This is a genomic window from Flaviflexus sp., from assembly GCF_041440645.1.
Taxonomy (GTDB): domain Bacteria; phylum Actinomycetota; class Actinomycetes; order Actinomycetales; family Actinomycetaceae; genus Flaviflexus.
The window spans coordinates 39,404-48,579 of sequence record NZ_JASDVN010000063.1 but is presented as its reverse complement, the minus strand read 5'-3'; the positions used below and the strand labels follow the sequence as shown (position 1 = coordinate 48,579).

At 60.7% G+C, this 9,176-nt stretch carries 9 protein-coding genes; 6 read left to right on the top strand and 3 right to left on the bottom strand.

Annotated features, from left to right (window positions below; genetic code table 11):
* On the bottom strand, positions 1-1,121 hold a 1,121-nt coding region (locus QMB98_RS09525; RefSeq protein WP_371685514.1), incomplete at its 3' end, for a class I SAM-dependent methyltransferase.
* Between the two features lie 151 nt (positions 1,122-1,272).
* Between QMB98_RS09525 and QMB98_RS09520 the strand changes: the two genes are divergently transcribed.
* Together QMB98_RS09520 and groES are read left to right on the top strand one after the other, a co-directional pair.
* Complete coding sequence (locus tag QMB98_RS09520; RefSeq protein WP_371685513.1) at positions 1,273-1,815, top strand: DinB family protein; 543 nt, start codon at positions 1,273-1,275, stop codon at positions 1,813-1,815.
* A 216-nt stretch (positions 1,816-2,031) separates the two neighbouring features.
* Positions 2,032-2,328 (top strand): co-chaperone GroES, encoded by a 297-nt coding sequence (gene groES / locus QMB98_RS09515; RefSeq protein WP_371685511.1) that lies wholly within the window; start codon positions 2,032-2,034, stop codon positions 2,326-2,328.
* Between the two features lie 288 nt (positions 2,329-2,616).
* Here groES and QMB98_RS09510 read toward each other — a convergent pair whose 3' ends face one another.
* Positions 2,617-2,910 (bottom strand): WhiB family transcriptional regulator, encoded by a 294-nt coding sequence (locus QMB98_RS09510; protein WP_371685510.1) that lies wholly within the window; start codon positions 2,908-2,910, stop codon positions 2,617-2,619.
* 255 nt (positions 2,911-3,165) lie between these two features.
* Here QMB98_RS09510 and guaB point away from each other — a divergent pair, with 255 nt between their 5' ends.
* Positions 3,166-4,674 carry an IMP dehydrogenase gene (gene guaB, locus QMB98_RS09505; RefSeq protein ID WP_371685509.1) on the top strand — a complete coding sequence of 503 codons (1,509 nt, stop codon included), beginning with the start codon at positions 3,166-3,168 and terminating at the stop codon, positions 4,672-4,674.
* 215 nt (positions 4,675-4,889) lie between these two features.
* Here the strand turns inward: guaB and QMB98_RS09500 are convergent, their stop codons facing one another.
* Positions 4,890-5,609 carry an exonuclease domain-containing protein gene (locus QMB98_RS09500; protein ID WP_371685508.1) on the bottom strand — a complete coding sequence of 240 codons (720 nt, stop codon included), beginning with the start codon at positions 5,607-5,609 and terminating at the stop codon, positions 4,890-4,892.
* A 58-nt stretch (positions 5,610-5,667) separates the two neighbouring features.
* Between QMB98_RS09500 and QMB98_RS09495 the strand changes: the two genes are divergently transcribed.
* The 3 genes from QMB98_RS09495 to QMB98_RS09485 all read left to right on the top strand — a co-directional run bounded on the left by QMB98_RS09495 (position 5,668) and on the right by QMB98_RS09485 (position 9,166).
* A complete protein-coding gene (locus tag QMB98_RS09495) occupies positions 5,668-6,783 on the top strand; it encodes a GuaB3 family IMP dehydrogenase-related protein (RefSeq protein ID WP_371685507.1) in 1,116 nt (371 codons plus the stop codon).
* Between the two features lie 76 nt (positions 6,784-6,859).
* Entirely contained in the window at positions 6,860-8,257 is a 1,398-nt protein-coding gene (locus tag QMB98_RS09490; protein ID WP_371685506.1) for a class II fumarate hydratase, read from the top strand.
* Positions 8,258-8,683: 426 nt separating this feature from the next.
* Positions 8,684-9,166, top strand: coding sequence for a DUF456 domain-containing protein (locus tag QMB98_RS09485; protein WP_371685503.1), 483 nt, complete (start codon positions 8,684-8,686; stop codon positions 9,164-9,166).
* Positions 9,167-9,176 lie beyond the last annotated feature (10 nt).

Genomic DNA, 9,176 nt, shown 5'->3' with positions numbered 1-9,176 from the left:
CTGGGCAGCGGCGGATTCCAAAACAAACTACACCCCCAATTATGAAGAGCCAGTTTCAGCTTCTTGCGGAGAACCTCTGGGGCGACATCAACGCCACGCTTCTTGATCTCGAGGGTTCCGATGCCGCGATTCTTGAGCTCTCGGGCCAGCTTCTTTTCTTGCAGGGGGAGCACCTCCTGCACCGTGAATGCCTCAAGGAAGGGTAATTCAACGAGAGCATCCGAGGTGAGGTATGCGATCCCGGGAGCTACCGGCGCAAGATCGAATCTCCTACACAGCTCTGCGATGCCACCGGCCCTGATCACGGCCGGATCCGGCTCGTAAAGGTACGTGCCAAGCTCACCAGCATCCACCATCTCCGCAGCGCTGTCCGGTGCCGTGTCAATCGTCAGTTGATCTTTCCCCAGGAGGGTGGCAACGCGCCCTGGTTGATCTGTTCCGAGCCAGATGATTGCCTCAACGAGGTCTCTGCCAATCGATAGCCACTCCACCCTGGAATCTGGCGGGAGGTGGGAGTAGTCGATGCCGGGGGCGACCTTGATTCCGGCAAGCCTCACGCCCCTTGCGGCTTCGACAACCTGCGATAGCGCCGGCATCCACTCCTCAGGATTGGAGATCCGGCCCTTTGTGCCACGGCGCGCAGGATCTGCCCACATCCCCTCCTCGCTGATATCGGCCAGGCCGTCAGCCCCCTCGATGCGAACGTTGTCAAAGTCGGCCAGGTTGTGGCGAGCAAGGAGTGCTCTGTCGTCATCCAGTTCGCGAGCAGTGACGGTCAGTCCGGCGATAGCAAAGGCAGTGGTGTCGGCACCGATGCCGCATCCGACCTCCCGAAGCGAATGAACCCCCGCATCGAGAAACACCTGCGCGTGGTGGGCGGCCGCTTCTGGTCGGCTCGCCTGCTCGAGAGCGTCGCTCGTGAAGAGCATTTTGGAGGCGCGCTCACCAAGCTTCGGCACAGCCTTCTCTCGCAGGCGGGCTTGCGTCAACGCCTGGGAGATAATGTCGGGTTGCCAGCCCTCCTTGCGGAGCGAGTTCGTCAGGGCAAAGACCTCATCCTCCCGGTAGGGAGGTAGCTGATCGAGGAGTTGAAGAACATCCGCATGTAGTGGAGAGGGCACCACACCATAGTGCCAGATCGGAATCCATAGTCCCGCGGGACAAGGGAGGAGGAACTCGTTCTTTCCAGGGAAACACCGTAACGAGCGCATATCTCTCTCGGGTTCCCTCCCCGGCCTGCGTGGCGGACGGCATTGCCGTAGGGTTCAGTCCATGACTGAGCCAGCTGATGAACATGGGCGAGTGGATCCGCCGTTGGGTGCGGGGGAGTGGGAGACCCTCACGGGTTTCCTGAGCTTTCTTCGTGGCACCATCGCCATCAAGACCGATGGTCTCTCGGATGATCAGTTGAGTCAGCGGCTCGAGCCGAGCGAGATGACCCTGGGTGGGATGCTCAAGCACCTCACCCTCGTGGAGCGACAGTGGTTCTCCGACGGCCTCGCTGGGAAGGGTTACGGGCAGCCGTGGGACAGTGTCAACTGGGATGCCGACTACGACTGGGATTGGCACAGCGCAGGCGAGGACTCGGGGGATACCCTGCGGTCGGAGTGGCGGAAGGCCATTCAAGACTCCGATCGATACGCCTCGGAAGCCCATGAGGCGGCAGGAATGGATGCGCTCGCGAAGCACCAGTTTATGGAGGGCAAGGTTCTTCGGCTCCGCTGGATCATGGTTCACATGATTGAGGAGTACGGTAGGCACTGCGGCCACGCCGATCTCATCCGGGAGTCCATCGACGGACAAACCTGCGAATAGCAAGCGGATCAGAGAGTGCGGATTGCTCCTTCGCCCCGGTGCGCATCGGATCATCTCGCTTACCGTGAACAATTGGCACTCGAGTTGACCGAGTGCTAACTTCTCTTTATTCTATTTATCAGACGTGGTTCGCCACGCAGTACGTTTCTTCCGGCCCCCGCGACGGCGGATAGAGGCGTTGTCCAATCCGTTTAGATAGGAAAAGGAGGGGTCCGCGTGTCGGTCTCCATTAAGCCTCTCGAGGATCGCATCGTCATCACCCAGCTGGAAGCTGAGACGACCACCGCCTCGGGTCTCGTTCTCCCTGATACCGCAACCGAAAAGCCCCAGGAGGGCAAGGTTGTTGCAGTTGGCCCCGGTCGCGTTGACGACAAGGGTAACCGCATCCCCGTTGACGTTGCCGTTGGCGACGTCGTCATCTACTCCAAGTACGGTGGCACCGAAGTGAAGTACGCCGGCGAGGAGTACCTCATTCTCTCGACTCGCGACGTGCTCGCAGTCGTCGAGAAGTAGCAATTCTTGCTCTGAAGGGGTGGCCGATGGCCACCCCTTCAGTCATGTCTTAACCCTGAACCCCTGCGCCAGCTCAAGTCGCCCTGTCTCCAGCTGACGCTCCGAGATATGAGCAGTGGGTCAGAGGAAGAAGTGGTTAAAGGAAGGAAAGTGTGGGTGCCGGCATTGATGTCGGCACCCACACTTTCCTTCCTGTCCTTTTCTCAACTTCCCTGTTGCTCGATTCTGCGTCGCATTCTTCGACGCGAACGATCAAGCAGGCGAGGAACTGATCGAACAGAGATGGACTTACGAAACTCTCTTGATGCGTTCCGCAGCGATGATTGCGTGACGCTCTTCCTCGCTCATGCCGCCCCACACGCCGTAGGGCTCGTGCGTGGACAGGGCGTGCTCGCGGCACATCTCCAGAACCGGGCATCGTGCGCACACTCGCTTGGCTGCCTCTGCGCGCCTGCGGCGAGGTCCTCCTCGCTCACCCTCCGGGTGGAAGAAGAAACTGGGGTCCATTGAACGACACAGTCCGTCCAACTGCCACTCCCAATGATCTGAGTTTGGTCCGGGGAGTCGATGGATGTCAGCCACGTACCTTTCACCTCTTCCTAGGGGTAGCGATCTTACAACCGCTAACTTTTTGCGAGCGGCAACTAAAAGAAACTGTTGGTATATCAACGGTTTTTATTACCGTTCCATTTTTGACCGGCCCCGAAATCAAGTCAACATCATTCACTCGAAATCCGTGGGGAGTGCTTCCCAGGGTCCTCCCCGGTCGTCAGGGGCGGACGATTATCACAGTGGACGAGCATCGCCAGTTGCCAGCTTTGGATCTAAGGTTGGGGTGTGAGCAACGAGAATAATGATCCCTTTGGCTTTATTGGACTAACCTACGACGATGTCCTCCTGCTTCCGGGAGAGACCGACGTGATCCCGTCTGAAGTCAACACTTCGGCGCGACTCACCAAAGAAATTAATCTTCAGATCCCCCTCGCCTCGGCTGCGATGGATACCGTCACCGAGGCCCGCATGGCGATCGCCATGGCCCGCAACGGCGGCATCGGCATCCTGCACCGCAACCTTTCGATCGAGGATCAGGCGCACCAGGTGGACCTCGTCAAGAGGACCCAGACCGGTCGCATCACCAACCCTGTCACCATCGGCCCCGACGCCACACTCGACGAACTCGATGCCCTCTGCGGCCAGTTCCGAGTCTCTGGCCTCCCGGTCGTGGATGAGGGGGGCAAGCTCCTCGGCATCTGCACGAACCGCGACCTCCGCTTCACCCCGGTCGCCGAGTGGGGCACGACCCTCGTTCGTGACGTCATGACCTCCGAGGGTCTCGTTACCGGCGCCTCCGACATCTCCCACGAGGAAGCAACCTCGCTCCTGCGCAAGTACAAGCGTGAGCGCCTTCCCTTGGTCGACAAGAACGGCATCCTCACCGGCCTCATCACCGTCAAGGACTTCGTTCGTTCCGAACAGTTCCCGATGGCATCCAAGGACTCCAACGGTCGACTCCTCGTCGGCGCAGGCGTCGGCTACTTCGGTGATGCCATGCAGCGCGCCGAGGCACTCGCTGATGCTGGTGTGGATGTACTTGTCGTTGATACCGCCAACGGTCAGGCCCGTCTCGCTCTCGACATGATCAGGGCGCTCAAGGGCAGCTCGGTCTTCGACAACGTTCAGATCATTGGCGGTAACGTCGCAACCTACGACGGTGCTCTCGCCCTCGCTGAAGCCGGCGCGGACGCAGTCAAGGTTGGTGTTGGCCCCGGCTCCATCTGCACCACGCGCGTCGTTGCTGGCGTTGGCGTTCCCCAGATCACCGCTATCTACGAGGCATCGAAGGCGTGCAAGCCCCTCGGTGTTCCCGTGATCGGCGATGGTGGCCTCCAGTACTCCGGTGACATCGCCAAGGCCCTCGTGGCCGGTGCAGACACCGTCATGGTTGGTTCGCTTCTCGCTGGCTGTGAGGAGTCCCCGGGTCAGCTCGTTCTCATCAACGGCAAGCAGTACAAGGCATACCGTGGCATGGGTTCGCTAGGTGCGATGGCCTCCCGCGGCAAGAAGTCCTTCTCGAAGGACCGCTACTTCCAGGCAGATGTCTCCTCCGACGACAAGATCGTTCCCGAGGGCATCGAGGGCAAGGTCTCCTACAAGGGTTCCCTTGGCACCGTCACCCACCAGCTCATTGGTGGCCTGCACCAGTCCATGTTCTACGTGGGTGCACGCACCATCCCCGAGCTGAAGGACAAGGGCAAGTTCATTCGCATCACCCCCGCCGGTCTCAAGGAATCGCATCCCCACGACATCACGGCAATCGCTGAGGCACCGAACTACTCGACCAACTAGCCATCTCCGTCCTCTGCGTATCAGGGGCGGTCCAGAAGTTCGATCGCTTGCTCGATTGATGGTTTGAGCGGTCGTTAGTTCGTTAACTCGATCGTTCGCCTCAATCTCATAGCTGAATCAGAGAAGGGTCGGGAGCATCGTGCTCCCGACCCTTCCTGTTACTCGAATCACTTCCGATCGGTCCCGGTACTCCTCATCAGCCCAGGTAATTGCGATCAGTCCTGGGGTGTTGATGAACCGAGTGGCCACGCGGGATCGACGTCGGACTTGCGGCCCTGCTCCTTCAGCCACTTGTTGAAGTTGACTGCCCACTTCTCGTGGGACTGTTTCTGGAGCTCGTGGAGCTTGCGCAGGGAGGAGGCCTTGAGCATGGCGTGCTGGTTGATCATGGCGCGTAGGAGCTTGAGGGTAGCGACCACGTCGTTGTGAGCATCGTGGAACCCGCCAGCGTCGATCCGATAGATCCCGATGAGGGTCTCGAGCCTGCGTGGTCCCTTCCGGTACGGGTCAAGCATGCGGTCGAGAACGAGGGGATCCAGGACCGGCTTCGGCTCGCCACCAAGGAGCTGGGACATGGTGGACAGGCCGTGCCTCTCCAACTCGGATTCCATGAGGGTGAGGTCGAAGGCGGCATTGAAGGCGACAACGGGGTGACCGGCACTCATGTGATCCACGAGCAGGTCACGGATCTCGGTCAAGACCTCCTCTGGATCGCGGCCCTCGGCGCGTGCCTGGGCGGTGGAGATTCCGTGAACTTCCTGGGCGGCTCGGGGAATCTCAACACCCGGGTTGGCGAGCCAGTTGTGCGACTCCGGTTCCTGGCCGGTCACGACAGTTGAGGCTGTGACCAGGCGAGAGTGTCGTGGGCTCACCCCGGTCGTCTCGGTATCGAAACCGATGAGGGGGCCGTCAGTCCAGTGTGCTTGCGTCGCCATGCCCCGATTGTACGTGGGCCAAAGGTGAAAAACTGTCGACTCTCGTTACACTGGTGGCATGGTACAAGAGGTAGAAATTGGTCGCGGCAAGAGGGCACGAGTCGCCTACACACTCGACAAGGTAGCGGTCGTCCCGTCACGGCGCACGCGAGATGCATCCGATGTTTCAACGGGATGGCAGATCGACGCGTACTACCTGGATATTCCGATCATGGCCGCACCGATGGATTCGGTGACCTCACCTGAGACCGCTATCGCCATGGGCAAGTTCGGGGGAGTGGGTGTTCTCGACCTTGAGGGCCTGTGGACTCGCTACGAGGATCCCAGCTCCCTTCTCGAAGAACTCGCCAATATGGCTGCCGAGGAGGCGGGGCTCCGCATGCAGGAGCTGTACCGCGAACCCATCAAGCCCGAACTCATCACCGCTCGCCTCAGCCAGATCCGCGAGGCCGGAGTGACCGTAGCTGGCGCGCTTTCTCCCCAGCGCACCCAGGAGCACTGGCGCACCGTCGTCGAAGCCGGTGTCGACCTCTTCGTCATCCGCGGCACGACCGTGTCCGCTGAGCACGTCTCCTCCAACCGGGAACCCCTCAACCTCAAGCGGTTCATCTACGAACTCGACGTCCCTGTCATCGTCGGTGGCGCCGTCACCTACACCGCCGCCCTTCACCTCATGCGCACCGGCGCCGCTGGCGTGCTCGCCGGCTACGGCGGCGGCGCGTCCTCCGCGAACCGCCGCACCATCGGTGTTGCCGCCCCCATGGCCACCATCGTGGCCGACATTGCGGCCGCACGCCGCGACTACCTCGACGAGTCAGCGGGCCGCTACGTGCACGTGATCGCCGATGGTTCAGTTTCCTCCTCGGGTGACATCGTCAAGGCCCTCGCCTGCGGCGCCGACGGGGTCATGCTGGGCACCGCTCTGGCCCGCGCCTCCGAGGCACCGGGACGCGGCTGGCACTGGGGTGCGGAAGCACGCCACCCCGACCTGCCCCGCGGTGAACGCGTGTGGGTCGGTGACGAGGGATCGCTCGAGCAGGTTCTGTTCGGCCCCTCCCACAACGCCCGCGGCGTTCTCAATCTCGTTGGCGCACTCCGTCACGCGATCGCTTCGTCGGGATACTCGGATCTCAAGGAGTTCCAGCGCGTGGAGATCGTCGTCCAACCTGACTGATTCGGGACCATTCGCCGTGTTTTCTCGATCGAGGTGAGGGACAATTGAACCATCACCACATCAAAGGAGAAAACAAGTGAGTGAAGAGTTTCGCATCGAACACGACACGATGGGCGAAGTAAAGGTTCCTGTTAACGCCCTCTACCGAGCTCAGACACAGAGAGCAGTCGAGAACTTCCCGATCTCAGGTAAGACGCTCACCTCTCACCACATCAGTGCACTCGGTCAGGTGAAGCGTGCCGCGGCACTCGCCAACGCCGAACTCGGTGTCATCAGCGAGGAGCTTGCCCAGGCGATCGTGGCTGCCGCCGAGCAGGTCATCGACGGCCAGCACGACGGAGAGTTCCCCATTGACGTGTTCCAGACAGGTTCGGGCACGTCCTCGAACATGAACACGAACGAGGTCATTTCGACGATCGCGACCCGCGACTCCGGTCTCGAGGTCCACCCGAATGACCACGTGAACGCATCCCAGTCGTCCAATGACGTGTTCCCCTCCTCGATCCACATCGCAGCAACGGAGGCCGCCGTCCGCGTTGTTATCCCCAAGCTCACGGTTCTCGCCGAGTCCCTCGAGAAGAAGGCCGAGGAGTTCAAGGATGTGGTGAAGGCGGGTCGTACCCACCTCATGGACGCAACCCCGATCATGCTCGGTCAGGAGTTCTCCGGATATGCGCAGCAGGTCCGCAACGGCATTGCCCGCGTCGAGGCCACCATCCCGCACCTCGCTGAGCTTCCCCTCGGCGGCACCGCCGTGGGCACCGGCATTAACACCCCCGCAGGCTTCTCCGAGCGCGTCATCGAGCTCATTGCGGAGAACATGGACCTCCCGTTCGTTGAGGCACCGAACCACTTCGAGGCTCAGGCCGCACAGGACTCCCTCGTTGAGGCATCCGGCGCCCTCCGCGTCGTGGCTGTTTCCCTCGTGAAGATCTCCAACGATCTCCGCTGGGCGGGCTCCGGCCCCCGCGCCGGCATCGGTGAGATCAACCTTCCCGACCTGCAGCCGGGTTCGTCGATCATGCCGGGCAAGGTCAACCCCGTGCTCCCCGAGGCAACCGTTCAGGTGGCCGCACAGGTCATCGGCAACGACGCTGCCATCGCCTTCGCTGGCGCGCAGGGCAACTTCGACCTGCTCGTCATGCTCCCCGTCATGGCTCAGAACCTGCTCGAGTCCATGAACATTCTCGCCAACGTGGCAGAGACCCTCGCTGTGCGTTGCATCGATGGCATCACCGCCAACGTTGAGCGTGCCAAGGAACTCGCGGAGTCCTCGCCCTCGATCGTGACGCCTCTTAACCGCATCATCGGCTACGAGAACGCCGCGAAGATCGCGAAGCACTCGGTCAAGCAGAACATCACGGTCCGCGAAGCCGTCATCGATCTCGGTTTCGTTGAGCGTGGCGAGATCACGGAGGAGCAGCTCGACGTTGCTCTCGATGTCGCCTCCATGACCCGTCCTGCTGCCAAGTAGTAACCAAGCAGACCGTCAACGTAGGAACCCAGTTCCTAGAACGAGCGGAACCTAGACAGGTGAGGGCCCGTACTCAGGTACGGGCCCTCGATTCATGTCCAAGACTCATGCGGAGCCACTAACTCAGCATTGGCTTTCGAGGGACAGATTCAAGGAGCCGTGGGTTGCAAGCCTAGTCAATCGCAGAGTTGCAGGAGTCCCTCGGGTGGTCGGAAGCCACCGGAGGGAAGAAAGTCATAAGGTGAATTCAACTGGTGACAGGAAGTCGTCGGGAGGCGGAAGATCGCTGGTTGCAAGGGAAGACGTCTGAAAGACTCTGCTTCGTTTTTTCTCGTGAGTGTTCCGTGACTGTTCTCGCAGGTCATGGGCCTGAGGTTTTGCGCGTTTCGATTCTTGAAATTGCTAGTGAGAACGTACCTTTAGCTCATGGAACTTCCCGGACTCATCCTTGTGGGACTCGCGATCGTCATCGGTATCATTGGCACGATCATTCAGCTCTATCCCGGCCTGCCCATCATCCTGATCGCGATCGGTGTGTGGGCTGCCGTCGTTGGCACCGCCACATCCTGGTGGATCTTCGCTGGCGTCGCAGCGATCATCGTGCTCTCCTACGTGCTCGGTTTCCTGCTTCCAGCGAAGCTCATGAGAAACGAGGGTACCCCGTGGAGTTCAATGACCGCGGGCATCATCCTTGCTTTCATCGGCTTCTTCGTCATACCCGTGGTCGGCATGCCGATCGGCTTTATCATTGGTGTCTACGGGGCCGAGTACCTGCGGCTGAAAGACAACGGGAAGGCCTGGTCGCAGACGAAGTCTGCACTCAAGGGAGTCCTGCTTTCCATCCTTATTGAGCTCATCGCGGGAGCTCTCAGCGCCGGCCTCTGGGTCGTCGGCCTCTTCATCACCTGAGCGACGAACA